The following is a 25,019-nucleotide window of genomic DNA, read 5'->3' on the forward strand; positions in this document are numbered from 1 at the left end:
ACGACGAGCGGCACGCGCCGCTCACACTACTGGAATTACATGCTGATCATCACCATCAAACAGGGCAAGGAAAAGAGCTTGCTGGGCCAATCGTGGATTTACGCGTCCGCGATTGAAAAAGTCGAAGGCAAGCCGCAGGAAAAAATGAAGCCCGGCTCGACGGCCATCGTGCAGAGTTCGTCGAAGCAATTCATCGCCCGCGCCGCCTACAATTCGAAGTCGCAGATCCGCGCGCGCATCTGGAGCTTCAAGGAAGACGAACCGGTCGACCACGCGCTGATCAAGCGCCGCGTGAAGGCCGCCATCGAGAAAAAACTGCCGGCCATCAAGAAGGCGGGCGAAAACCAGCTGTTGACCCTGATCAAGGGCGAGGACGAGGGCTTGCCGGGCCTGGTGGTGCAGCTGTTCGGCGGCGTGCAAGGCTATCTGATCTGCGAATTCAACGCCGGCGGCGTCGACGCGTGGAAAGTGGCCATCGTGCAATCGCTGATGGCGTCCACCGGTTGCGCCAATGTGTACGAGCGCTGCGACGACCTGATGCGCAAGGGCGAAGGCTTGCCCCTGATCGACGGCGCCCTGGCCGGCGAGGAACCGCCCGATGAAGTCATGCTGACGGACAATGGCGTGCGCTATGCGCTGGACCTCAAGACGGGGCACAAGAGCAAGTTCCGCTGAGAACTGCTGTCTGACTTGAAAAACCGGCGCGAGCCGGTTTTTTACTTCATATGCGTGTCTGCAAAACGTTCAGGGCAAGGCGCATCGACGCAGACAGTACGAATAGTACGGCAAGGAGATGCAACGCCGCCATGGACGTTTTTCAGGCGCGCTACTCCAGCGGCACGCTGCGGTATTTATTCACCTCCAGGGCCGACACCGCCGGCGCATCATTGCCCCACGACGCGCGCAGATACGTCACCACGGCGGCCACTTCGGCGTCATCCATGACGGGTCCGAACGGCGGCATGCCGTAGGGGCGCGGGTTGCCGGTGGTGCCGGGCGCAAAGCCGCCGTTGAGCACGAGGCGGATGGCGTTCACGGCCGACTCCGTCGTCAGCGCGCGGTTGCCGGCCAGGGGCGGGTAGCCGGGCGGCACGCCCTTGCCGTCAGCCTGGTGGCAGCTCGCGCATTGCGCCTCATACAGTTTCGCGCCCAGCGCCAGTTGCTGCCGGGCTTGCTCCGACGTGTCGCGCGGCACCTTTTTCGCCGCTTGCGCGGGGCCGGGCAAGCTTTTCAGGTAGACGGCCATCGCCTGCACGTCGGCGGTGCCCATGTGCTGCAGGCTTTGCCGCACCACTTCGGCCATGGGGCCGAAGACGGTGGCGCGCGGCGAGACGCCCGTTTGCAGCAATTCCACGATATGCGCCGTGTCCCAGTCGCCCAGGCCCGCTTCCGCGTCCGACGTCAGCGAGGGCGCATACCAGCCCAGCACGGGGATCAGGCCGCCCGACAGGCCGTCGTCGCTGCCGCCCAGGGTGGTGCGGCTGCTATGGCAGGCGCTGCAGTGGCCCAGGCCCTGCACCAGGTAGGCGCCGCGGTTCCATTCCATGCTTTTTTCCGTGAGCGGCTGGTACACGCCCGGCTTGAAATACAGGGCGCGCCAGGCGGCCAGCGCAATCTGCTGGTTGTAGGGAAAGCGCAGCGCGTGCGGCGCATTCGTCTGTTTGTGCGGCGGCACGCTCTGGAAATACGCATACAGGGCATCGCTGTCCTCGCGCTGCACCTTGGTGTAATTGGTGTACGGAAAGGCGGGATACAGCAAGCGGCCGTCTTTCGACTTGCCGTTATGGATGGCGCGCCAGAAATCGTCGGCCGTCCAGCTGCCGATGCCCGTTTCCTTGTCGGCCGTGATGTTGGGCGAAAGCACCTTGCCGAACGGCGTCTGCAAGGCCCGGCCGCCCGCGTAGGGCACGCCGCCGCGCGTCGTGTGGCAAGCCATGCAGTCGCCCGCCTTGGCCAGGTAGGCGCCGCGCGCGACCAGCTGTTGCTGGCTCAGGGTGCTGGCGGCGGCGGGCGGGCCGATGTCGTCGCCCGGGTACAGCACGAACCTGGCGCCGGCCACGCCGAGGGCCGCGATGGCGGCGGCGATCATCCATTTTTTCATGGCGCCACCTGCGCGCTGGAACCGGGCACGCCGCCGCAATGCAGGGGCAGGGGCACGCTGATGCCGCTGGCGGGGCGCGCGTCGGCGCTGGCCACCTGCGTGCCCAGCCAGGCCGAGACGGCGCCCACGTCCGCATCCGACAGGCGCTGCGCCACCTCGCCATGCAGTCGGGCGCGTGGGCGCGGCGGATGCCGTTCTTCCAGGCGCCCAGCTGGGCATTGATATAGTCGCGCGGCAAGCCCAGCAAGCCGGGGATGGCGGGCGCCACGCCGGCCAGTTGCTGGCCGTGGCAGGCGATACAGGCTGGAATCTTCTTGCCGGCATCGCCATGCAGCACCAATTGTTTACCCCGCGCCAGGGCCATCGTGCCGGCGCTGCTGGGCTGGGCCGGCGGCGGGGCGGGGTGCTGCGCCGCAAAATAGTCGGCAATTTCGCGCAGGTAATCGTCCGGCAAGTGCTCCACCATGTAGTTCATCATCGGATACTGGCGCCTTCCCTCGCGAAAGTTCAGCAGCTGGTTGTACAGGTAGCCGGCCGGCTTGCCGGCGATGCGGGGAAAGAAGGCGTCGTGGCGTTCCTTGGGCGCATGGCAGGCCGTGCACGCCTTGATGCGCTGTTCCAGGCTGTCGTGGCCGGCTGGCAGCGCGGCCGGCGCGGCCAGCGCCATGCCGGGCAGCGCGATGGCCAGCGCCAGCACGAGGGGGGAATGCAGTTGCACGGAAAGTCGCATGGGAAGTAACCTGTCTCGTCGGTCGATATGATGTCCCGGTGTTGCTGCCCGGATGTTGTTACCCTAGCATATACTGCGTGCTGTCACTGTGACAGGATCAGTTATGCAATAAAACTACGGATCAGTTTGAGGAGCAGGGTTGAAACGATATGAGGAATTGGCGGAAGAAGTTGCCGCCATGATAGCCACGCAGTTGTTGTTGCCTGGTGATAAATTGCCCTCCGTGCGCCAGCAGCATGCGCGCAGGGGAGTCAGTCCGTCGACCGTGTTCCAGGCGTATTATTTGCTCGAAGCGCGCGGCATGATCGTCTCGCGCCCCCGCTCCGGCTATTACGTGGCGCCGCAGCGCGCCGCGCTGGCCCCCGAGCCGGACAGTTCGCGCCCGCTCGACGCCAGCACCACCGTCGACGTCAGCGACCTCGTCTTCGAGGTGCTGGGTGCCGTCGGCGCGCGCGATATCGTGCCCTTCGGCTCGGCGTTTCCCAGCCCGCACCTGTTTCCGATGGAAAAGCTGGCGCGGGCCGTGTCGGCCAGCATGCGCCGCCTCGACCCGTGGAGCACCGTCACGGATTTGTCGTTGGGCAATGCGGAGCTGCGCCGCCAGATCGCCCTGCGCTACCAGCTCGACGGCGTGCCCGTTTCCAGCGACGACATCGTCATCACGAACGGCGCGCTGGAAGCGCTGAACCTGTGCCTGCAAGCCGTCACGCGGCCCGGCGACACGGTACTGATCGAGTCGCCCAGCTTTTATGCCTGCCTGCAGGCGCTGGAGCGGCTGGAACTCAAGGCGGTGGAAATTGCCACCAGCCCCCGCGACGGCGTCGATCTGGCGGCACTTGAGGAATTGCTGCTGCGCCACCGGCCCAAGGCGTGCTGGCTGATGACGAACTTCCAGAACCCGCTGGGCAGCCTGATGCCGCCGGAAAAGAAGCGCGCGCTGGTGGAGTTGCTGGCGCGCCATGGCGTGCCGCTGATCGAGGACGATGTATATGGCGAGCTGTACTTCGGCAAGCAGCGCCCCGGTCTGACGAAAAGTTACGACAGCGCCGGTCTCGTCATGCATTGCAGCTCGTTCTCGAAGACGCTGGCGCCCGGTTTTCGCCTGGGCTGGGCCGTGGCGGGCCGCTACGCGCGCCAGGTGGAACGTTTGAAACTGACGACCAGCCTGTCGGCGCCGATACCGCTGCAGATGGCGCTGGCCGATTACCTGGCGCACGGCGGCTATGACCGCCATTTGCGCCAGCTGCGGCTGACCCTGGCGGCGCAGCAAAACACCATGCTGCAAGCCATCGCCGTGCATTTTCCGCCTGGGACGCGGGTGACGCGGCCCCAGGGCGGCTATTTTGTGTGGGTCGAGATGCCGGCGGGCGTCGATGCGCTGGCCTTGCACCGCAGCGCGCTGGCGGCCGGCATCAGCATCGCGCCCGGTCCCATCTTTTCCGCCACGCGCGCGTTTCGCCACTGTATCCGCCTCAATTACGGCCACCCGTGGAGCGCGCAGCTGGAAGCGGCCATCGCCGCGCTGGGGCGGCTGGCGCTGGCGGCGGCATAGCGGTACATAAAAAAGTCCCTTGCGGCAGCAAGTGTTTCATTTCAAAAAGAAATATTACTGTTATATTGGTGTATCTATAACTAATGATGGGAATGATAATGGATAACACGCAGCCGGAAGTGGGTCGTACGCCAGATACGACGATGGCCATTCTGTCCCATGTTGGCGGCCTGTTCACCAGCTGGGTGGCGCCGCTGATCATTTATTTGATCAAGAAGGATGATGCGGATAAATTTTCGGCCGAGAACGCCCGCGAAGCGCTGAATTTCCAGATCACCCTGATCATCTGGTACTTCGCCTGCTTCATCCTGTCGTTCGTGCTGATCGGCCTGTTCCTGTTCTGGATCGTGGCGCTGGCCAACCTGGTGTGCTCGATCGTCGCGGCCGTCAAGGCCAGCAATGGCATCACTTACCGTTATCCCCTGACCTTGCGCCTCGTCAAATAAGGCTGGCTCGGCCGCCGGGTTCAGCCCGGGCGGCCGGGCAGTATCAGGAATGACGCAAAGTCGGGCGCCACCGCCGTGGTGGCGCCTGTTTCGTGCGACCACAGCACGACCACCGCTTCACCGGCCGGTCCCGTTTGCGCATAATCAAAACAGTAGTAGTCGCCCGTGCCGAACTGGGCAAACGGCAGCAGGGCGGCGGCAGCGCCGCCATCCACATTCTCCAGCCACTCTTGCCAGTCTGTGCGGTAATGGCGATCGATCGATTCCCACGTCTTGCGCGCATTGGCCGCGTCGTAGACGGGAAATATGCACAAGGCACCCAGCGCGCGGCCATTGTTCACCAATAACCATTGCACGTAGGAAGCGGGCAGCGCTCGCCCCAGCGCCTGTTCGGCGGCGGCGATCGCGTCGGGCGTGGTGCCGATGGACTTGCTCTTGCTCATGCTGCGGGAAGGCGCACCGGCTCAGGCGGCGACCGGCGGCGGGACAGGCGGCGTGCTGGCCCGCGGGGCTTTTTGCGGCGCCACCTTGCCGCCGTCGGCGATCCAGCGGCGGTACACGCGCAGGGCCACTTGCGCATCGTCGGCCGCGTACAGGATCTGCTTTTCCGTCAGGCGCGAGGTGGCCCAGTTGGTGGTGGAGATCTTTTTCGATTTCTGCAGGTGCAGGCCGAAGAACTTGGCCACGGCCGTCTTCGCGCCCAGGTCGTTGCGCTGGCCGCCGCGCAGGGCGACGGACAGGTCGAGCACTTGCGCTGGAGCAATACCCAGCTTGTTGCGCAGGCGCTTGACGTCGTCGGACAGGCCGAAGCCCACCTTCAGGGTGGTGGTCGATTCAAGGATGGCTTTGAGTTCGGCCAGGGGCGGCGTGGCGCCCACCTGGAACAGGTAGGCGATGTCGTCGGTGGCCAACTGGATCAGATGCGGTCCCGTGGAAGACTCGCCCTTGACGAACGTCGGCTTCGATTCCGTATCGAAGCCGATGGCATCCGCTGCCAGCAGGGCGGCCATGGCCGCTTGCGCATCGTCGCTGGTGCGTACCAGCTTGACGTGGTCGAGTGCGATGCCTTGATAGGGGGGCAGTGGCGGTGCGGCAGCTGTGTCCATGAAACCGGATCAGCCTTTGCGCGAGAATTTCGCGGTCAGCTGATTCAGTTTTTCCAGGCGCAAGCGGTTCGCTTCTTCGGCGGCGGCCGCGTCGCGCTCGGCTTTCTTGCGCTCGGCTTCCTTCTTGAAGCGCTGCTGCAACACTTGCGTGGCGTGGTCGCGGTGGGTTTGCGTCACTTCCGCGCCGGCCGTGCCGTCGAGGTCGTAGCGTACCTTGGCTTTTTCCATCACGCGCAGGTAGCGCAGCGAGCCCGTGTGGATGCCCAGCGCCGTGCGCATCAGCTTGCGGTCCAGGTTCGGCAAGCGCGCCAGGATCTGCTTGTCGATGCCGATGGACAAGGGCAGGCAATCGCGGAATGGCGGGAATTGCTCCTGGAACTGCTTCAGCAGGGCGCGCGCGGTCAGGCCGGCAGGCGCCGGCGTGGTCGCCGCTGCGGCCGCTGGGGCTGCATCGACTGGCGTGTCAGGAGTGGTGGCTTGCTGGTCTGGCGTGGAGCTGGTCATCGACATCATTGGTTGGGCTATAAAAGGGGAGCATAGCACGCGCCACAGGCAAGTGCATTGTCTTTTTTGGCAACTTGCGCACAGATAGGCGGGTCCGTGCTACAGCGGACGCAGCGCGAAATGCGGGAAATGTGTATAATGTCGGCTTGCGCTGATGACTGGACCCCGTATTCGACGGTCTGGCTCAGGTGTGCAGGGGATAGGAGCAGTGCGGTGCAGGGCCATCATTATTAATATTTTTGATATCAGATATTTTGCTTATCAATTATCCAGATAACTGGCCTTCGTGCATAATCTTGCTCTCCGCTGTGTCTTCACTGAACAACAATAGATTCAAGCCCGTTCTGGTACGGGCTTTTTTTCATTCCGCAATGTACATCGCTTATTTATCTGACCCGGCTTCGGCCCCGCCGCCGCTGGATGCGCGGGCTTTGAACGTCCCGATAGACAGGCGCCGCTGCCGTTAACACGGCAGCCGCAACAATACGCTCCATCGAGTCCGGTTTCGCAGGCTTAGGTGGAATCATTCACTTCGCGCCGACACCATCTGGTCTCGCATTAAGAGATATCTCATGAAGAATACGCCAAAAACTTTAACGTTGTCTGCCAAGGCGCCACGCCCAGCCGCGGCGCCGCTTGCCGTACCAAAAACGACTTTATCTTACTTCATCGATAATGCGCAAGCGAATCCGGAAGCCACCGTCACCACGGCGCCCACCGTCGTCACCGTGGTGAAGAAAAGCCGCTCGCGCCTGGCCGCCGTGCCGCCGGCCGAGCCGGTTGCCGAAGCGCCCGCGGCGGCTGTCGACGCCGTTGCCGAAGTCGCGGAAGCGGCCGACGCTGCACCGGTCAAGACGCCGAGCGTGAAGATCGCCCCTGGCGCCAAGGCCCCGGCCGCGCCGCGCAAGGTCAGCGAAAGCGCCGCCACGAACAAAGTGGTGACGGCAGCCCGTTCGAAAGTCGTGCGCGCCAAGCCTGAAGCGGCGCCCGTGACCATCATCACCGGCGCGCAAGTGGTCAGCAAGACCACGGACGCCGATGCCCTGGCCGCCATCGATACCTCGAATTACTTCTTGCCGACCGTCAAGGTGCCAGGCCGCCGTGGCCGTAAACCAAGCGAATTCACGCCGGAAAACGATGAAGTGGCAGCACTCAACGCCGTCGAGCGCGCCGAACTGAAGGCCGTGTCGAAAGCGCGCGACCGCAAGGCCAAGGGCGGCCTGGCCGATGCGCTGGGCGATCCGGAAGCATCGGCAGCGGACCTGGAACGCCGCCGCAAGCAGATCACGGGCTTGATCAACATGGGCAAGGAACGCGGTTTCCTCACCTATGCCGAGATCAATGACCAATTGCCGGAAAATATCATCGATCCGGAAGCCATCGAAGGCATCATCGCCACCTTCAACGACATGGGCATCGCCGTCTACGAGCGCGCCCCTGACGCGGAAAGCCTGTTGCTGACCGACAACGTCGCCACCGTCACCAGCGACGATGAAGTGGAAGCGGCTGCCGCCACGGCCCTGTCGACGGTCGACTCCGACTTCGGCCGCACCACCGACCCCGTGCGCATGTACATGCGTGAAATGGGCGCCGTGGCGCTGCTGACGCGCGAAGGCGAGATCGAGATCGCCAAGCGCATCGAAGGCGGCCTGAAGGACATGATCCAGGCGATTTCCGCCTGTCCCACCACCATCGGTGAAATCGTTGCGCTGTCGCAAAAAATCGCGCGCGATGAAATCAAGGTCGATGAAGTGGTCGACGGCTTTGTCGACTTGAACGAAAGCAATGCCCCGGCGCCTGCCGCTGCCGCCGCGCCTGCCGCCGCCAGCGACGAGGACGAAGAGGAAGAGGAAGCCGAGGAAGAAGACGGCGACGCCAATGGCGGCGCGGCCGGTTTCTCCAGCGAGCAATTGGCCCAGCTGAAAAAGAATGCGTTGGAGAAATTCAACGTCATTTCCACGCAGTACGACAAGATGCGCAAGGCGCCCGAGGGTTACAACTCGAAAGCCTACATCAAGGCGCAGGAAGCCATTTCGCAGGAATTGCTGGGCATCCGCTTCACGGCCAAGGTCGTTGAAAAGCTGTGCGACACCCTGCGCGGCCAGATGGAAGAAGTGCGCCACATCGAGCGCGCCGTGCTGGAACTGTGCGTGAACAAATGCGGCATGCCGCGCGCCCACTTCATCAAGGTGTTCCCGGGCAATGAATGCGATCTGGAATGGGTCGACCGCGAAGTCGATTGCAAGTATCCGTACAGCGCCATCCTCAGCCGCAACGTGCCTGCCGTCAAGGAACTGCAAAAGAAGATGATCGACCTGCAAGCCCGTGTGGCCCTGCCGCTGGCGGACTTGCGCAAGATCAACAAGCAGATGGCGGCCGGCGAAAAGCGCGCGCGCCACGCGAAACGCGAAATGACGGTGGCCAACTTGCGCCTGGTCATTTCGATCGCCAAGAAATACATCAACCGCGGCTTGCAATTCCTCGATCTGATCCAGGAAGGCAACATCGGCTTGCTGAAGGCCGTCGATAAATTCGAATACCGCCGCGGCTACAAGTTCTCGACCTACGCCACCTGGTGGATCCGCCAGGCCATCACGCGTTCGATCGCCGACATGGCGCGCACCATCCGCGTGCCGGTGCACATGATTGAAACGATCAACAAGATGAACCGCATCTCGCGCCAGATCATGCAGGAAACGGGCAGCGAGCCGGACCTGGCGACTTTGGCCGTCAAGATGGAAATGCCGGAAAACAAGGTGCGCGAGATCATGAAGATCGCGAAAGAGCCGATTTCCATGGAAACGCCGATGGGCGAGATGGCGATTCGCAACTGGGCGACTTCATCGAAGACAACACGACGTTGGCGCCGCTGGACGCCGCGCTGCACGCCTCGATGCGCAACGTGATCAAGGAAGTGCTCGATTCCCTGACGCCGCGCGAAGCGAAAGTGCTGCGCATGCGTTATGGCGTGGAAATGTCGAACGACCACACCCTGGAAGAAGTGGGCAAGCAGTTCGACGTGACCCGCGAGCGCATCCGCCAGATCGAGGCGAAAGCCATGAGCAAGCTGCGCCAGCCTTCGCGTTCGGATAAACTTAAAACTTTCCTGACGCAAAACTAGAGACATCTGTCAGAACCTACTGCGCGTCGTGACTTGCGGCCTGCGATGCTCACTGTACTAAAGTACAGTTCCGCGTCTCGGCCACAATTCACTTCCGCTCGCTACGGTTCTGTCAGGTGTCGCGATAGTTGTTGAGTATATTTAAAAAGAGGCGCAAGCCTCTTTTTTTTCGTCCGTCCCCGGCGTCGCCTTACAGAAAATGCATGCGCTGGCCCGTCACGCCGGCGCGGTGACGGCGCCGCAGCTTGTACAGCGCCACGCCGCTGGCGCCGATGACGAAGGTGATCAGCAGCCAGTCCAGCGGATTGCCGCGCTGTGGTGGCGGCGCCGCGCGCGACGAGACGGCAAAAGCCTGGAATTTATGGCCGGTGTAGATGGCGCCCACCACCAGGCCGGCATCCGTGATTTTGTTGGTCAGGTACAAGCCGTCATCGCGGCGGCGCACCGTCATCACGCCTTCCTTGTAGACAAAGGTCATCGGCTCATAGCCATTGATCTCGACGCTGCCAACGATGTGGCCGGCCGCATTGACGGCGGTAGCGTAGCTGTCGCCCTGGCCTATCATGGCGCCCAGGTCGAGCATGCGCTTGCCATCCCAGGCGAACGCATGCCAGCGGCGTTTTTCCGTTTCCGATGCGCCCACGACCAGGCCCGCATCATTGATGGCGGTGGCGGAACTGATGCGTCCGCCTGGCAGCGTGCCGATTTCCCGCATGCCCTCGCCGGGGCGGTAGACGAACGCGCGGCGGTAGCCGTCGCTGCGCTGTGCCGTGCCGTGCCCACCACCACGCCATGCATATTCAGGCCGCTGGCATAGCTGCTGGCGCCGCCCAGCGTGCCCAGATCTTGCAGGCTGTGGTCGGCCTGCGTGACGAACGCATGGAAGTCGCCGCCGCTCGTATCGGCATAGCCGGCCACCCGGCCGTCGCGCGTGATGGCGGTGGCATAGCTGCTGTTGCCGCCCAGGGTGCCCAGGTCGCGCATGCCGAGCGTTTCCTCGTAGCGGAATGCGTGCCAGGTACCGCTGGCCGTCTGCGCGGAGCCGACCACCACGCCGTGGGCATTGATGGCCTTGGTGAAACCCTCATTGCCGCCGAGCGTGCCCAGTTCACGGATGCGGCCATGTTGGTAGACCACGGCGCGGCGCCGGCCTTCCTCTTCCGTGATGATGCCGGCGACCAAGCCCGCCGGGTTCAGGTCGGACGCGATGCTGCCATCGCCGCCTTTCTCGCCGAAGCCATGTTCGGCATGGATGCTGGCGCCGGCAAGGGGCGTTATGGACAGCAACAGCAGCAGCGCCAGGCGCGGCAGCGGATTGGCGGGAAAGCAGGAGAACCGTGGCGGCATGATAGTTTCCTCAAAGAAAAACCCTACGATACGTTCGTGTGTCGTCAATACATGCCTAATTTGCTACTGTTTTTGGTAGCTTTTCGGCTTTCCTGTCCTCGGTGTGGCTGGGGCGTGCCTGTGGCAGACGGATCGCCAGGGCCGTGCCCTGGCCCGACTGGCTGTCGATGCGCAGCTCGCCGCCCAGCGCATGCACGCGCTCGCGGATGCTTTTCAGGCCGAAGGCGGCCCGCTTGCCGTCGTCGCCCGGCTGCATGCCGATGCCGTTGTCGCTGATGCGCACGACGATGGCATCCTGCTCCTGTGCCAGCGCCACTTCCACTTCGCTGGCCTGGGCATGGCGCACGATGTTCGACAGCGACTCCTGCAGCACGCGGAAGATGGCCGACGTCTGGCGCTGGTCCAGGCCCAGGTCGGGCGCCTCGCTGTCGAGCGAGAGCTGGTAGCGGATGGCGCCGCGGCTCTGCATCTGGCGTATCAGCCATTCGGCCGCCGGACCGAGTCCCAGCTCCAGGGTGCTGGGGTGCAAGTCGTTGATGATGGTGCGCACGGAGCGGATGGTGGCGTCGATGGTGTCGAGCACGCGTTGCGCATGGCTGTGCAGGCGCGGATGGCTGCCGGCCGTGCGCGCATGCAGCAGCGAGACATCGATGCGCAGCACCATCAGGTTCTGCCCCAGGTCGTCGTGGATGTCGAGCGCGATGCGGCGCCTTTCCTCTTCCTTGATGGTCTGCTGGTGGTCGGTCAGTTCGCGCAGCTGGGCCAGGGTACGCTGCAGGTTCTCCTCGTTGCGCTTGCTTTCCGTGATGTCGATGCCCATGGCGATGATCATCTGCGGCTGGCCTTGCGCGTCGAAGATGGGTTTTTTATGCGTCTGCAGCAGGCGGTTTTCCTGCAGCTGCGCATTCCATACCAATTCTTCGCGGATCACCACCTGGCGGCTGGCAAACGCTTCCTGGTCCGCCGCGTGGAATCCCTGCGTCTGGTCCGGGGGAAAGTGCTGCACGTCGCGTCCCTCGGCGATATCCTGGAACCGTACGCCCCATTGCTGCTCGCAGGCCTGGTTCATCAGCAGCATGTGCGAATCGGCATCTTTCAGGAACAGCGACAGGGGCATCATGGAAATGATGTCCTGCAGCCGCTCTTCGCTGCGCGCCAGGGCCGCTTCCGTTTGCGCGCGCATGGCGATTTCGGCGGACAGCTGGAGATTGACATCGAGCAACTGGGCCGTGCGCAGGGCCACGCGGCTTTCCAGCTCCGCATGGGCGACGCTCAGCGCGTGTTCGGCCCGCTTGTGTTCCGTGATGTCGCTGGCCAGCACGAGCGCGCCAGTCAGCTTGCCCTGCTGGTCGTACAGGCAGCGGCCGGTGATCATCGCCCAGCGTTCCGAGCCGTTGCTGTGCCAGTACTGCAGTTCACCCATGCAGCTGTGTTCCTGCGCGCGCATCAGCGGGCACAGGCGCAGCAAGGTCGCTTCGTCATAGAAGTCGCGCATCTTGTGGCCCAGCAGCTTTTCCGCCGGGATGCCCAGCATGTCGCTCAGGCGCTGGTTGACATGCAATATCGTGCCTTTTGCATCCGTTTGCCACATGCCATCCTGCGCCGCCTCGCTCAGGTCGCGGTAGCGCATGGCACTGGCGTCGAGCTGCAGGCGCGTGCTGGCGAGGCGGGCGCGCAGCACGCGCATCAGCCACATGGCCGTGCCGGCGGATGCGGCCAGCAGCAGCGACAGCCAGAGATGTTCCCAGAAGTCGAGTTCCTGCCAGGCTGCGCCCGCCAGCCAGCCCAGCATGATCAGGATGAGGGCGGCGCATGCCGTACTCAAGGTTTCAATCGACCATTTGCTCATCCGCGCCCCTGGCGTCATGGTTGGCCGCTGCCGTGCGCCTGGCGCCGGAGTGGAAAAGTATCCGACGCTAGTGTAATACCAAATGTTGCTTTATTGAGAATATTTTTCCATCAGGCAAGCAAAAGGGCCGGCCCTTGCGGCGCCGGCCCCTGTGTGCCGATGGCGATGCGGCGCGATCAGCCCGTGTTGCGCAGGCCGGCGGCCACGCCGTTGATCGACAACTGGATGCCGCGGTGCACCCTTTCATCGATGCGGCTTTCCGCCGACAGGGCGCGGTTGCGCTTGATCAATTCCACTTGCAAGTGATTCAGCGGATCGAGGTAGGCGAAGCGGTTCTGGATCGAGCGGGCCAGCAGCGGATTGCCCGCCAGGCGCTCGGTGTTGCCGGTGATCAGCTCCAGGCAGCGCAGGGTGGTGCCATGCTCGTCCGTGATGCGCTTGTAGATGCGTTCGCGCAAGTCCTGATCCGCCACCAGTTCCGCATAGCGCGAAGCGATCGCCAGGTCCGTCTTGGCCAGCACCATGTCCATGTTCGACAGCAGGGTGGCAAAGAACGGCCATTCGGCGTACATGGCGCGCAGGGTGGCGATTTTTGCATCTTTCGCGGCGCCGTCGGCCTCGTTGATCCAGGCGTCGATGGCGCTGCCGAAGCCGAACCAGCCGGGCAGCAGCAAGCGGCACTGGCCCCAGGAAAAGCCCCAGGGAATGGCGCGCAAGTCTTCGATGCGCTGGTTGGCCTTGCGCGAGGCGGGACGCGAGCCGAGGTTCAGCTCGGCGATTTCCGCGATCGGTGTTGCTGAAAAGAAATATTCCGTAAAGCCCGGCGTTTCATACACGAGGTGGCGGTAGGCGTGATAGGCGCGGTCCGACAGCTGCGCCATCACGGCTTCGAATTGCGCCAGCTGGCCGTTGCGGGCCGGATTGGCTTCCTGCGGCGCCAGGCTCGCTTCCAGGGTGGCGGCCACCAGCAATTCCAGGTTGCGCCGGCCGATTTCCGCGTTGGAAAACTTCGAGGCGATGATTTCGCCCTGTTCCGTCAGGCGGATCTGGCCGTTGACGGTGCCCGGCGGCTGGGCCAGGATGGCTTCGTAGCTGGGTCCGCCGCCACGGCCCACGGTGCCGCCGCGGCCGTGGAACAGGCGCAGCTTGACGCCGGCCTTCCGGAAATCGGCCACCAGCGCCAGTTCCGCCTTGTACAGTTCCCAGTTCGAGGTGAGGAAGCCGCCATCCTTGTTCGAATCGGAATAGCCGAGCATGACTTCCTGCAACTGTCCCTGCTTGGCGATCAATTGTTTGACCAATGGCAAGGCCATGAGCTGGCTCATGATGCCGGCCGCGCGCTGCAGGTCGGGGATCGTCTCGAACAGGGGGATGACCATCAGCTCGCAGCTGCTGTCGCCTTCGCCTCCCGCCTTCCAGTCGGTGCGCAGCAAGCCCGTTTCCTTTTGCAGCAGCAACACTTCCAGCAAGTCGGACACGGTTTCCGTGTGCGAAATGATGTAATTGCGAATGGCCCGCGCGCCGTAGCGCTGGCGGATGTCGCGCGCGGCGCGCAGGATCGCCAGCTCGGAATCCGTTTCCGTGGCGTAGCTGATGTAGGGCGAGTACAGCAGGCGCGGCTGCGCCAGTTCGTTCAGCAGCAGCGCCTGCTTGTCTTCCTCGGACAGGGCCGCGTAGTCGGCGGCCACGCCGCTTTGCGCGAACAGGTCGGCCAGCACCCGTTCATGCACGTCGGACGTCTGGCGCATGTCCAGCGACGCCAGGTGGAAGCCGAAGATGTCGGCCGCGCGCGCCAGGGTGGCCAGGCGCGGGCGCACGAGGGCCGCGCCGTGGTGCGCTTCGAGCGAGGCGATGATGGTGCGCAAGTCGGCCACAAAGGCGGCCGCGTCCGGATAGGGGGCGGCCGCGCCCACTTCCTTGCGCAGGATGTTGGTGGCGCCCAGGGCGCGGGCCGTGGCGGCCAGGCGCGCATAGATGCCGATCAGGGCGCGGCGGTACGGTTCGTCGCTGCGGTGCGGCGAGGCGTCCGGCGACTGGTCGGCCAGCGCCTGCAGTTCGCTGCTCACGCCCACCATCAGGGTCGAGACGGACAATTCCGCGCCCAGCGCGTGCACTTCATCGAGGTAAAAATCGAGGATGGTGGTGGCGTGGCGCGCCAGCGCATGCTGCATGGTGCCCGCGTTGACGTTCGGGTTGCCGTCGCGGTCGCCGCCGATCCAGCTGCCCATCTGCACGTAGGCGGCATTGATCGGTTCGATCGTGCCGTCGCCGTTCGGGTATTCGGCAGCGATATCGTCCTCGATGTCGTCATACAGGCCCGGCAGTTCGCGCAGGAAGGTGATGCGGTAGTAGGACAGGGCGTTTTCGATTTCGTCGGCCACCGTCAGCTTCGAGTAGCGCAGCATGCGCGTCTGCCACAGGGTGGCGACGCGCGAGCGCAGCAGCTGCATATTGGCTTGCCGCTCTTTCGGCGTCTGCGGCAGGTCGCGCTCGGCCAGCAGGCGGGCGATGTCGTGCTCGGCGTCGAGGATGCTCTTGCGCTGCACTTCCGTCGGGTGGGCCGTCAGCACGGGGGCGATCAGGGCGTCCTGGAAGAAGGTGTCGACGGTCTTGCGGGGCACGCCGGCCAGGCGCAGTTTTCTCAGCGCGAAGCTGACGCTGCCCTTTTGCGCCGGCGAACCGGCTAGCAAATGGGCGCGGCGGCGGCGGATGTGGTGCTGGTCTTCCGCAATGTTGGCCAGGTGCGAAAAGTAAGAAAAGGCGCGCACGACGGAAATCGTCTGTTCGCGGCTCAGTTCCTTGAGCATGGCGTCGAGTTCCAGCGCGGCGCCAGCGTCCGCTTCGCGACGGAAGCGCACGGACGTCTGGCGTATGGTTTCCACCACATGGAAGACGGCATCGCCTTCCTGTTCGCGCAGCACGTCGCCCAGCAGGCGGCCCAGCAGGCGGATATCTTCTTTCAGCGGCGCATCCTTGTCGGAGCCGGCCGCCGGGACTATTTCTGGTGCTACTGCGTCATTGAGCATAATAAAGAACCAAAGTAAGTGTAAAAGCAAGGGAATGTGGATCGCACCGGGCGTTTGGCCGCAGAGGGGAGGGGGCGCATGATAAAATTTGTGGTCTTCAACATGGACGCTAGCCTGACTTGGCCTTCTAGGCTAAGGGATAACGATTATAGCGACGCCGGGCGCCATTCCGATACAAATTGATATCGGACGGGCGAATTGGCAACGACAATGACAGCCACAGCGAAAGAACTTGTTTTGAAAGCATCTGAATTGACCCAAAATATTCCTTCCCGCCTGGTGATCGCCACGCGTGAGAGCCGTCTTGCCATGTGGCAAGCTGAACACGTGCGTGCGCGCCTGGCCGCCCTGTATCCGCAGTGTAGCGTTGAAATTCTCGGCATGACCACACGCGGCGACCAGATTCTGGACCGCGCCCTGTCCAAGGTAGGCGGCAAGGGCCTGTTCGTCAAGGAGCTGGAAGTGGCGATGGAAGAGGGCCGCGCCGACCTGGCCGTGCATTCGCTGAAAGACGTGCCGATGGAGTTGCCAGAAGGCTACAGCCTGGCCGCCATCCTCGAACGTGAAGACCCGCGCGACGCGTTTGTGTCCAACGATTACGCCAGCCTGGCCGAGCTGCCGCACGGCGCCGTCGTCGGCACCAGCAGCCTGCGCCGCCAGTCGCTGATCGCCGCGCGCTATCCGCACCTGACGATTCTGCCCCTGCGCGGCAACCTCGACACGCGCTTGGGCAAGCTCGACCGTGGCGACTACGCCGCCATCATCCTGGCCGCCGCCGGCTTGAAACGCCTGGGCCTGGCATCGCGCATCCGCGCCGTGCTGGCGCCGGAAGACAGCTTGCCGGCCGCCGGCCAGGGCGCCATGGCCATCGAAATCCGCAGCGGCCGCGCGGACGGCGCCGACCTGGTGCGCCTGCTGGCGCCGCTGAACCATATTGATACGGCGCAAGCCGTCACGGCCGAGCGCAAGGTCTCGAAGATCTTCGGCGGCAGCTGCCAGATTCCGCTGGCCGCGTTTGCCACCGTCGATGGCGAACAGATGCGCTTGCGCGCCATGGTCGCCACGCCGGACGGCGCGCGCATGGCCAGCGCCGACGTCAGTGGCCCTGCCGGCGCGCCGGAACTGCTGGGCGAACAGGTGGCCGAACTGCTGCGCGGCCAGGACGCCGCCGGCATCCTCGCCTCATGCGCCGTTACCCCCGACAACCATGAAGGCCTGGCGCCGCATGCCTGACACGGTGGTGATCACGCGGCCCGCGGCGCAAGCGGGGCCGCTGGCCGCCAGGATCGCGGCGCTGGGCTGGCCCGTGACCCTGCTGCCGCTGCTGGAAATCCATGCGCTGGACGGTGAACAGGAATGCGCGCAGCTGCAAGCCGTGCTGGCGCGCCTGGCCGCTTACGACCTGGTGGCGTTTGTTTCGCCCAACGCCATCGACTGCGTCTTTGCGCACTTGCCCGCCTGGCCGCCAGGCGTGCCGCTGGCCGTGGTGGGCGAGGGCAGCAAGATGGCCTTGGCGGCGCACGGCGTCACGGATGCCAACGCCAGTATCACCAGTCCGCTCGACACGGCGCGCAGCGATTCCGAACACTTGTTGCTGGCGCTGGACTTGCCGGCCCTGCGCGGCAAGCGCGTGCTGATCGTGCGCGGCGATGGCGGGCGCGATTACCTGGCCGACGGCTTGCGCGCGGCCGGCGCCGAAGTCGAGTTCGTTACAGCCTACCGCCGCCAGGTGCCCAGGCTGACGCCGGCCTTGCGGGCGACCCTGGAAAACCTGTTGCAGCATAATAATGACTGGATCATCACCAGCTCGGAAGCGCTGCGCGGTTTGCTGGCGCTGCTGGGCGAAATGGGCGATGAAAAGACGGATGTTGTGAAAATGCAACAGCAGCATCTGATCGTGCCGCACGCCCGCATTGCACAAACGGCGGCGGCCCTGGGTTTTGCCCGTGTCACCCTGACAGGTTCAGGCGACGCAGGCGTGCTCGCCGCGTTACAATCACGACCATGAACGAAATGCCTACACTCTCCGAACCGAATGCAACGCCTGGCAGCGCCGTGAAGACGGCGCCGCAGGCGGCCGACCAACCTGCCGGCCGCGCGCCGACCCTGCTGGAGCAGCTGCAAAAGCCCATGAGCATCGCCGTCATCGTGCTGGCCGTGCTGCTGGCGGCGCAAAGCTGGTCGACCAGCAAGCAGATCCGCAACCTGCGCGAAGAGGTGGCCAAGCGCCTGCAAAAGGGCGATGTCAGCAATGCCGAAACGGGCGTGCTGGCGCGCAACGTGCAAGAAGGCACGAAAGAGCTGCAAATCAAGGTGGGCGCGCTGGAAAACCGCCAGAGCGAAACCCAGAGCCAGCAGCTTGCGCTGGAACAACTGTACAACGACTTGTCGAAGAACCGCGACGAGTGGGCGCTGACGGAAATCGAGCAAGTGCTGTCGACGGCCAGCCAGCAGCTGCAGCTGGCCGCAACGTGCCGGGTGCGCTGATCGCCCTGCAAAACGCGGACCGCAGCCTGTCGCGTTCCGACAAGCCGCAATTCATCACCATCCGCCGCGCCATCGGGCGCGACATGGAAAAACTCAAGGCTCTGCCCAGCGTCGATTCGACGGGCGTGGCCCTGCGCCTCGACGCCGTGATCGCCCAGATCGACTCGCTGCCGATGCTGTCCGACGAAACGCCGGCCTCGCCGGCCGCGCCGGAAAAACCAGGCAAGGCCAAGGCCAAGGCCGTGCGCGATGCCGGCGGCAAGCTGGTGGGACCGCCGGCGCCGGAACCGCTGTTGCAAACCGTGCGCGACGGCTGGAATAGCTGGAGCGGCGACATGTGGGCCGATGTGCGCCAGCTGATCCGCATCCGCCGCGTCGATACGCCGGAAGCGCTGATGCTGTCGCCGACGCAATCGTATTTCTTGCGGGAAAACGTCAAGCTGCGCTTGCTGAATGCCCGCATGGCTTTGTTGTCGCGCAATGAAACGGCGTTCCGCAACGACTTGATCGCCGCGCAGGATGCGCTGGCCAAGTATTTCGACACCCGCGCCAAGGGCACGCAGACGGCGCAAGCCCTGTTGCGCCAGGTGCAGGGCAGCAATCTGGCCATCGAAATGCCAACCTTGTCCGACAGCCTGACGGCTGTGCGCAACTACAAAGCGAAGTCCTGAGCCCATGCGTCTATTTCTCTGGTTACTCGCCCTGATGGCCGCGGCGATCGGTATCGCCGTGACGGCCCGTTTCAACCCCGGCAACGTGGTGCTGTTCTATCCGCCGTACCGCATCGACTTGTCGCTGAACTTCTTCCTGCTGCTGCAGGTCGTGCTGTTCGTGCTGCTGTACCTGCTGGTGCGCGCGGTGCGCGCCACCGTGCGCATGCCGGCGCAAGTGGCGGCCTACCGCCAGCGCAAGCGTGAGCGCGATGGCAACAAGGGCTTGCGCGAAGCCTTGAAGGCCCTGTTCGAAGGCCGTTTCGGCCATGCGGAAAAAGCTGCCCTGCGCGCCGCCGAGCTGGAAGAAAACGCCGGTCTGGCCGCGCTGATCGCGCGCGCGCGCGCCGCGCACCGCATGCGCCAGTCCGAGCGCCGCGACAGCTGGCTGTCCCGCGTCGAAGGCGATGCCAGCCTGAAAACGGCCCGTTTGATGACGGTGACGGAATTGCTGGTCGACGACCACCAGCCGGAAGCGGCCCTGGCCGCCGTGCGCGAACTCAACGCCAGCGGCACGCGCCATATCCACGCGCTGCAATGGTCGTTGAAGGCCGAGCAGCAGGCGAAGAACTGGCCGGAAGTGCTGCGCCTCGTGCGTTCGCTCGACAAGCACCGTGCCCTGCATCCGGCCCTGTCGTCGCGCCTGCGCGAGCTGGCCTACGACCATTTGCTGTCCGACCCATCGCATGACGCCGAATCGCTGATGCGCGTGTGGTCCAGCGTGCCGAGCGCCGACCGCGTCAAGCCGTATATCGCCTGCCGCGCCGCCACGGCCCTGAATGCGCGCGGCTTGCACGACGAAGCGCGCCTCGTGTGCGAAGAGTCGCTGGCCGCCGACTGGGACGAGCGCGTCGTGCGCGCCTACCGCGAAGCGGCGGCGCCCGCCGGCACGCCGGCCCTGCTGCTGCAGATCGAGCATTGCGAGCAATGGATGAAACAGCGTCCGCTGGACGCGGAACTGGCGCTGACCCTGGGCACCCTGTGCCTCAAGCAAAAACTGTGGGGCAAGGCCCAGCGCCACCTGGAGCAGGCTTTGTCCGACGCGAACGAGCCGCAGATGGTGCGCGACGCCCACCTGAAGCTGGCGCAGATGCACGATGCCTTGCAGCAGACGGAACAGGCCGCCGCGCATTACCGTCAATGCGCGCTGGCCACCATCCTGTAATCTGTTTCTCCAGACGTAAAAAAGCCGTTCAGTGCAGACTGAACGGCTTTTTTTATGCGCGCACTCCAGGGCGGAGTGCGTTGCTAATTACTTCTTCGGTACCGCAGTGCCTTCCGGCAAGGCATACGCGACCAGGGTGTCGCTCATCTTGGTGCCCAGCGAACCGTGGCCGCCTGCCATGACGACGACGAACTGGCGTCCCGACTTGTTCGACACATAGCTCATCGGCGTAGCCTGGCCGCCGGCTGGCAAACGGGCTTTCCAGATGACTTTGCCGTTGCTGACGTCGTAGCCGCGGATGTAGTAGTCGAGCGTGCTGCTGAGGAAGGTCACGCCGCCACCCGTGGTGACCATGCCGCCCAGGCTGGGCACGCCCAGTGGCAAGGGAATCGGCACGGGACCGCTGTCGCGCGTGGTGCCGTTCTTGTGCATCCACACTTTCTTCATGGTGCGCAGGTCGACGGCGGCCACATAGCCCCACGGCGGTGCCTGGCACGGGAAGCCCAGCGGCGACAAAAAGGCCTTGATTTCCACGGCGAACGGGACGCCCGTCTGCGGCTGCAAGCCCATTTCGCCACCCGTGCCGCCCTTGGCCGTCGTTTCCGCGCGCGGCACGAGTTTTTCCAGGAAGCCCATGTAGTCAGGGTTGACGATCAGCAACTGACGCACGGGGTCGATGGCCGCGCCGCCCCATTCGAAGATGCCGAGCGGGCCCGGCGAGATGACGGCGCCCTTGCCGGCCGTTTGCGGCGTGAACGGGCCTTCATAGCGGCGTTCCTTGAAGATGATGCGGCAAGCGAGCTGGTCGAACGGCGTGGTGCCCCACATGTCCGCTTCGCTGATATTGCGTTCAGGCAAGAAGGTCAGGGCCGAGAATGGCTGCGTGGGCGACAGGGTGTCGCCGGCGGCAGGATTGCTCGTTGGCACGGGTTTTTCCGGCGCCGGCACGACCAGGCTGCCATCGCGGCGGTCGATCACATAGATGTCGCCCCGCTTGGTTGTGGCGACGACGGACGGCACTTTGCCTTTCGGCGTGTCGATGTCGACCAGGCTCGGCTGGCCGCCGATATCCATGTCCCAGATATCGTGGTGCACGGTCTGGTAGACCCAGCGCACCTTGCCCGTCGCAAGGTCCAGCGCGACGATGGCGCTGTTGAATTTCTCGCCGTTCTTGTTGCGGTTGCCGCCCCAGGTATCGGGAGTTTCATTGCCCATTGGAATGTAGACCATGCCCAGCTTTTCATCGATGCTGGCCACGCCCCACGAGTTGGGCGAGTTGTTGGTGTAGTTCTTGCCTTCAGGGAAGGGCTTGGTATCTTCCGGCGTGGCCGGGTCCCAGTTCCACAGCAGCTTGCCCGTGACGGGATCGTAGCCGCGGATCACGCCCGATGGTTCTTCCGTCGAATGGTTGTCCGTCACGCTGGCGGCGATCACGGCCACGTTTTGCGCCACGGCTGGCGGGGAAGTTGGCATCAGGAAACCGCGCTTGATCATGGCCATGTTTTTATACAGGTTGACGACGCCGTTGTTGCCAAAGCTCTTGCACGATTCGCCCGTATCGGCATTGACGGCGATCATGGTGCCATCCATGGTGCGCCAGGATGCGGCGCGGGCATTCCATGCCAGCCGCTTCAGGGGCCGGGTTGTTCTTCGCGCGGCCCGCGTTGACGTCCCAGTAGGCGACGCCGCGGCAGATCATGTGCTGGTAGCTGGCCGCGTCGCGGTTGATCTTCGGATCGTGGCGCCAGATTTCCTTGCCCGTGTCCGGGTTCAGGGCGATGACGATATTGTGCGGCGTGCACAAATACAGCATGTCATTGACCTTCAGCGGCGTCACTTCATTGGCGATCTCGCCCGGGTCATTCGGACCCTTGAAGTCGCCCGTGTGGTAAGTCCAGGCTTCTTTCAGGCCGGAAATATTGGCCGGCGTGATCTGCGCGGCCGGCGCGTAGCGGTCGCCATAGCCGGAGCGGCCATACGCGGACCAGTCATTGTGCTCGACGCCGGGCGCGAAATCGCCGCTGGCCGTGGCGGCCATGCTGTCGGCAGGCACGTCGCCATGCAGGTCATGGTAGTCCTGGAACAGGGCGATGACGCCGGCGATGACGGTCAGCGCGACGGCGGCGGACAGGGCCGTCCTTCCCAATTGCGGCTGTTTCGCCGCGGCGGTTGGCGCCAGGCGGCGGCTGACGAAGGGCAGCAGCAGCCAGACGGCGGCGGCAAACCAGATGTCGAGGCGCGGCAACAATTGCCACCAGTCAAATTTCACTTCGATCACGGACCAGATCAGGGTGGCGAGCAGCAGCAGCGCCATGAATGGTTGCGCACTGCGCTTGCCTTGGAACACGAGCGCGCCTGCGATCAGCATGCCTATGCCGGCCAGCAAGTAGTACCAGGAGCCGCCGAGCGTGGCCAGCCAGATGCCGCCGCCCAGCAGGGCGAGGCCGAACAGAATGAAAATAACGCCAGTGACCTTTAATAAAGGACCGGGCCGGAAAGAGGGAATCATCATATTCCTTTTTGCAAGGATTTATCGGTGGCGCGTGATGCGCCATATTGAATTCAGGGAAGGCGTCGATTGCAGAATATACAAAGTTTGGAATCACCAGAATGTGACAGTTTATCAGAATTGATGATTGTCTTCCGGTAGTGCCATTTTTTGGCGGGGTCGCCATTTGAATCAGATAAACTCTTCAAATAAGAGCAAATATTATGCTGGAAGAGCAGATTGCGGGGCTGGATGGGCGTTCGGCGAAGCATGTTGAAACGCCCGCGTCATTATGTGCAGGCATCGCCGGATGCATGATAATGAAATTGTTGCTATAAGTGGCTGCAATAAATGCAATGCCGATTATAATAACCATGTTTGCCGCATGGTGATATTGAAATGAAAATACGCAGATATTCAAGATATTAATTCAGGCGTGAGCGTAGTATTACTTACGTGTTTTTACTTATTATTCTGGGCCGCCTGTTTATTCTTTCGCTGGCAGGCTGCGGGGGCCAGCGGGCCATGCATGCCACTGTTGCTGGCTGGACGCGCAAAACGCCGCCAGGCCGCTGCTGCATCGCACAAGCTGCCTGTACTTCGCTATAATTGCGCGGTTAAAACACCATCCGCTAATGAGGAACCCCATGAGTTTGAATAACGTCTCTTCCGGCCGCGACCTGCCGAACGATTTCAACGTCGTCATCGAAATCCCGATGAATGCCGATCCGATCAAGTACGAAGTCGACAAGGAAAGCGGCGCGATCTTCGTCGATCGCTTCATGGGTACCGCCATGCATTACCCGTGCAACTACGGCTACGTGCCGAACACCCTGTCGCCGGATGGCGACCCGGTCGACGTGCTGGTCATCACCCCGTTCCCGCTGATCCCGGGCGTGGTCGTGCGCTGCCGTCCTATCGGCGTGCTGAAAATGACCGACGAGTCGGGCGAAGACGCAAAAGTGCTGGCCGTGCCAGTCGACAAGGTCCTGTCGATCTACAGCCACTGGCAAAAGCCGGAAGACTTGAACGAGCTGCGCCTGCGCCAGATCCAGCATTTCTTCGAACACTACAAAGATCTGGAAAAAGGCAAATGGGTCAAGATCGACGGCTGGTATGGCCCTGAAGTGGCCAAGGAAGAAATCCTGGGCGGCGTCGCTGCCTACAAGGCAGATGCTGCAAAAGCCTAACAGCATCAGTTAAAAAACGCTCCCCGCCAGTCATGGCCGGGAGCGTTTTTTTATGCGCGAAACGGGCTGTGCTCGTTCAATTCATCGAGATAGGCATCGATGCCGCCCCGTTCCCGTTCGAGGAAGCGCTGCACGGCGTCGGCAAAGGCCGGGTGCGCCAGCCAGTGGGCGGACCAGGTCTTTTGCGGCAGGAAGCCGCGCGCCATCTTGTGCTCGCCCTGGGCGCCGCCCTCGAAAGTGGCGATGCCGTTGGCGATGCAAAATTCCAGCGGCTGGTAATACGCCGTCTCGAAATGCAGGCACGGTACGTGCTCGAGCGCGCCCCAGTAGCGGCCATACAGTGTGTCGGCCGTGTGGATCACCAGCGAGGCGGCAATGGCCCGGCCTTCGCGCTCGGCGATCACCAATAAAATATTCTGCGGCATGGCCGCGCCTATGCGCCGGAAGAAGTCCAGCGACAGATAGGGCGAGGAGCGGTGTTCCGCATAGGTATTGCTGTAGCAGCGGTGGAACAGTTTCCAGTCCGCGTCCGTGGCGTCCATGCCGCGCACCTGGCGCATGGTCACGCCCGCTTCCCGCACCTTGCGCCGCTCGGCACGGATATTCTTGCGTTTCTTGTGCTCCAGGGTGGCAAGAAATTGCTCGAAATCCGCGTAGCCGGGATTGAGCCAGTGAAACTGCACGCCGCTGCGCAGCAGGTAGCCGGCCTCGGCCAACTGGCGTGCCTCGCTTTCCGGAGGGAACAGGATGTGGCAGGACGACACCTCGCTGGCCTGCTGCTGGGCCTGCAGGAAGGCCAGCAGGGCGGCGCGCGCTTCGCCATCGCGGGCCAGCAGGCGCGTGCCGCTGACGGGCGTAAAGGGAATAGCGGACAATAGTTTCGGGTAATATTCGAGGCCATGTTGCTGATAGGCATCGGCCCAGGCCCAGTCGAACACGTATTCGCCGTACGAGTGCGTTTTGAGGTACAGGGGCAGGGCGGCGGCCAGCGTGTCTCCTTGCCACAGCGCCAGGTAATTCGGTTGCCAGCCCGTGTCCGCGCTGGCGCAGCCGGACTCGTGCAGCGCATGCAAAAAGGCATAGGAGAGGAAGGGAGTGGCCTCCGCCTTGGCGTCCGCCTGGCGCGCCAGCAGTTCTGACCAGGCCGCTTCGCCAATTTCAGCCAGGGTAGTGACGATAGCCGTGCGATAATTCATT

Annotated in this window: 16 protein-coding genes and 4 pseudogenes; 9 read left to right on the forward strand and 11 right to left on the reverse strand. The window is 63.6% G+C overall.

All coding sequences use genetic code 11. The features are described from left to right. The first annotated feature begins 39 nt into the window (after positions 1 to 39). Complete coding sequence (locus ACQVLG_RS17285; protein WP_034758744.1) at positions 40 to 675, forward strand: class I SAM-dependent rRNA methyltransferase; 636 nt, start codon at positions 40 to 42, stop codon at positions 673 to 675. Positions 676 to 826: 151 nt separating this feature from the next. Here ACQVLG_RS17285 and ACQVLG_RS17290 read toward each other — a convergent pair whose 3' ends face one another. Both ACQVLG_RS17290 and ACQVLG_RS17295 read right to left on the reverse strand, forming a co-directional pair. Continuing rightward, positions 827 to 2,101, reverse strand: a complete 1,275-nt coding sequence (locus ACQVLG_RS17290) for a c-type cytochrome (protein WP_474290346.1) — start codon at positions 2,099 to 2,101, stop codon at positions 827 to 829. After that, positions 2,098 to 2,831 (reverse strand): annotated as a pseudogene (locus ACQVLG_RS17295) (c-type cytochrome). Before ACQVLG_RS17295 ends, ACQVLG_RS17290 begins: the two are co-directional and overlap by 4 nt. A 139-nt stretch (positions 2,832 to 2,970) precedes the next feature. Between ACQVLG_RS17295 and ACQVLG_RS17300 the strand changes: the two are divergent. Beyond that, positions 2,971 to 4,383 (forward strand): aminotransferase-like domain-containing protein, encoded by a 1,413-nt coding sequence (locus ACQVLG_RS17300; protein ID WP_230541696.1) that lies wholly within the window; start codon positions 2,971 to 2,973, stop codon positions 4,381 to 4,383. Between the two features lie 98 nt (positions 4,384 to 4,481). After that, positions 4,482 to 4,829, forward strand: a complete 348-nt coding sequence (locus ACQVLG_RS17305) for a DUF4870 domain-containing protein (RefSeq protein WP_230541695.1) — start codon at positions 4,482 to 4,484, stop codon at positions 4,827 to 4,829. Between the two features lie 20 nt (positions 4,830 to 4,849). Here the strand turns inward: ACQVLG_RS17305 and ACQVLG_RS17310 are convergent, their stop codons facing one another. From ACQVLG_RS17310 to ACQVLG_RS17320, 3 genes are read right to left on the reverse strand one after another with little or no spacing between them, the layout of a single operon-like run. After that, positions 4,850 to 5,272, reverse strand: coding sequence for an SMI1/KNR4 family protein (locus tag ACQVLG_RS17310; RefSeq protein WP_474290347.1), 423 nt, complete (start codon positions 5,270 to 5,272; stop codon positions 4,850 to 4,852). Between the two features lie 21 nt (positions 5,273 to 5,293). Further along, complete coding sequence (locus ACQVLG_RS17315) at positions 5,294 to 5,935, reverse strand: 3'-5' exonuclease (RefSeq protein ID WP_230541693.1); 642 nt, start codon at positions 5,933 to 5,935, stop codon at positions 5,294 to 5,296. A gap of 9 nt (positions 5,936 to 5,944) precedes the next feature. Continuing rightward, positions 5,945 to 6,439, reverse strand: a complete 495-nt coding sequence (locus tag ACQVLG_RS17320) for a ProQ/FINO family protein (RefSeq protein WP_474290349.1) — start codon at positions 6,437 to 6,439, stop codon at positions 5,945 to 5,947. Positions 6,440 to 7,011: 572 nt separating this feature from the next. Here ACQVLG_RS17320 and rpoD point away from each other — a divergent pair. Then, positions 7,012 to 9,560 (forward strand): annotated as a pseudogene (gene rpoD, locus ACQVLG_RS17325) (RNA polymerase sigma factor RpoD). 190 nt (positions 9,561 to 9,750) lie between these two features. Here rpoD and ACQVLG_RS17330 read toward each other — a convergent pair. The 4 genes from ACQVLG_RS17330 to ppc form a co-directional block, all read right to left on the reverse strand. Continuing rightward, positions 9,751 to 10,203 carry a hypothetical protein gene (locus tag ACQVLG_RS17330; RefSeq protein ID WP_474290351.1) on the reverse strand — a complete coding sequence of 151 codons (453 nt, stop codon included), beginning with the start codon at positions 10,201 to 10,203 and terminating at the stop codon, positions 9,751 to 9,753. Next, positions 10,122 to 10,907 (reverse strand): hypothetical protein, encoded by a 786-nt coding sequence (locus tag ACQVLG_RS17335; RefSeq protein ID WP_474290353.1) that lies wholly within the window; start codon positions 10,905 to 10,907, stop codon positions 10,122 to 10,124. Before ACQVLG_RS17335 ends, ACQVLG_RS17330 begins: the two co-directional genes overlap by 82 nt. Before the next feature lie 55 nt (positions 10,908 to 10,962). Beyond that, positions 10,963 to 12,756 (reverse strand): PAS domain-containing sensor histidine kinase, encoded by a 1,794-nt coding sequence (locus tag ACQVLG_RS17340; RefSeq protein WP_474290355.1) that lies wholly within the window; start codon positions 12,754 to 12,756, stop codon positions 10,963 to 10,965. Between the two features lie 176 nt (positions 12,757 to 12,932). Continuing rightward, positions 12,933 to 15,782, reverse strand: coding sequence for a phosphoenolpyruvate carboxylase (gene ppc / locus ACQVLG_RS17345; RefSeq protein WP_474290357.1), 2,850 nt, complete (start codon positions 15,780 to 15,782; stop codon positions 12,933 to 12,935). A gap of 210 nt (positions 15,783 to 15,992) precedes the next feature. Between ppc and hemC the strand changes: the two genes are divergently transcribed. The 4 genes and pseudogenes from hemC to ACQVLG_RS17365 all read left to right on the forward strand — a co-directional run bounded on the left by hemC (position 15,993) and on the right by ACQVLG_RS17365 (position 20,144). Beyond that, positions 15,993 to 17,015, forward strand: a complete 1,023-nt coding sequence (gene hemC, locus ACQVLG_RS17350) for a hydroxymethylbilane synthase (protein WP_474290359.1) — start codon at positions 15,993 to 15,995, stop codon at positions 17,013 to 17,015. Next, the gene (locus ACQVLG_RS17355) at positions 17,008 to 17,790 is read left to right on the forward strand and encodes a uroporphyrinogen-III synthase (protein WP_474295689.1); all 783 of its coding nucleotides are present in this window, start codon (positions 17,008 to 17,010) and stop codon (positions 17,788 to 17,790) included. Before hemC ends, ACQVLG_RS17355 begins: the two co-directional genes overlap by 8 nt. Next, a pseudogene (locus tag ACQVLG_RS17360) lies at positions 17,787 to 18,940 on the forward strand (uroporphyrinogen-III C-methyltransferase). Before ACQVLG_RS17355 ends, ACQVLG_RS17360 begins: the two are co-directional and overlap by 4 nt. A 4-nt stretch (positions 18,941 to 18,944) precedes the next feature. Continuing rightward, positions 18,945 to 20,144, forward strand: a complete 1,200-nt coding sequence (locus tag ACQVLG_RS17365; protein WP_474290360.1) for a heme biosynthesis HemY N-terminal domain-containing protein — start codon at positions 18,945 to 18,947, stop codon at positions 20,142 to 20,144. 87 nt (positions 20,145 to 20,231) lie between these two features. Here ACQVLG_RS17365 and ACQVLG_RS17370 read toward each other — a convergent pair. Then, a pseudogene (locus ACQVLG_RS17370) lies at positions 20,232 to 22,656 on the reverse strand (membrane-bound PQQ-dependent dehydrogenase, glucose/quinate/shikimate family). 623 nt (positions 22,657 to 23,279) lie between these two features. On the opposite strand from ACQVLG_RS17370, the gene ppa reads away from it, so the two are divergent. Then, positions 23,280 to 23,822 (forward strand): inorganic diphosphatase, encoded by a 543-nt coding sequence (gene ppa / locus ACQVLG_RS17375; protein ID WP_086139428.1) that lies wholly within the window; start codon positions 23,280 to 23,282, stop codon positions 23,820 to 23,822. A 50-nt stretch (positions 23,823 to 23,872) separates the two neighbouring features. On the opposite strand, the gene ACQVLG_RS17380 is transcribed toward ppa, so the two are convergent. Further along, on the reverse strand, positions 23,873 to 25,018 hold the full coding sequence (locus tag ACQVLG_RS17380) for a GNAT family N-acetyltransferase (RefSeq protein WP_230541839.1): 1,146 nt from the start codon (positions 25,016 to 25,018) through the stop codon (positions 23,873 to 23,875). Position 25,019: the final 1 nt, after the last annotated feature.

It is taken from the genome of Janthinobacterium sp. TPC_1 (genome assembly GCF_056037845.1).

Bases quoted from the DNA above. Each gene is read 5' to 3' on its own strand.
- ACQVLG_RS17285 (WP_034758744.1), top strand. From the start codon at position 40: ATGCTGATCATCACCATCAAACAGGGCAAGGAAAAGAGCTTGCTGGGC.
- ACQVLG_RS17290 (WP_474290346.1), bottom strand. From the start codon at position 2,101: ATGAAAAAATGGATGATCGCCGCCGCCATCGCGGCCCTCGGCGTGGCC.
- ACQVLG_RS17305 (WP_230541695.1), top strand. From the start codon at position 4,482: ATGGATAACACGCAGCCGGAAGTGGGTCGTACGCCAGATACGACGATG.
- ACQVLG_RS17310 (WP_474290347.1), bottom strand. From the start codon at position 5,272: ATGAGCAAGAGCAAGTCCATCGGCACCACGCCCGACGCGATCGCCGCC.
- ACQVLG_RS17315 (WP_230541693.1), bottom strand. From the start codon at position 5,935: ATGGACACAGCTGCCGCACCGCCACTGCCCCCCTATCAAGGCATCGCA.
- ACQVLG_RS17320 (WP_474290349.1), bottom strand. From the start codon at position 6,439: ATGACCAGCTCCACGCCAGACCAGCAAGCCACCACTCCTGACACGCCA.
- ACQVLG_RS17335 (WP_474290353.1), bottom strand. From the start codon at position 10,907: ATGCCGCCACGGTTCTCCTGCTTTCCCGCCAATCCGCTGCCGCGCCTG.
- ACQVLG_RS17340 (WP_474290355.1), bottom strand. From the start codon at position 12,756: ATGAGCAAATGGTCGATTGAAACCTTGAGTACGGCATGCGCCGCCCTC.
- ppc (WP_474290357.1), bottom strand. From the start codon at position 15,782: ATGCTCAATGACGCAGTAGCACCAGAAATAGTCCCGGCGGCCGGCTCC.
- hemC (WP_474290359.1), top strand. From the start codon at position 15,993: ATGACAGCCACAGCGAAAGAACTTGTTTTGAAAGCATCTGAATTGACC.
- ACQVLG_RS17355 (WP_474295689.1), top strand. From the start codon at position 17,008: ATGCCTGACACGGTGGTGATCACGCGGCCCGCGGCGCAAGCGGGGCCG.
- ACQVLG_RS17365 (WP_474290360.1), top strand. From the start codon at position 18,945: ATGCGTCTATTTCTCTGGTTACTCGCCCTGATGGCCGCGGCGATCGGT.
- ppa (WP_086139428.1), top strand. From the start codon at position 23,280: ATGAGTTTGAATAACGTCTCTTCCGGCCGCGACCTGCCGAACGATTTC.
- ACQVLG_RS17380 (WP_230541839.1), bottom strand. From the start codon at position 25,018: ATGAATTATCGCACGGCTATCGTCACTACCCTGGCTGAAATTGGCGAA.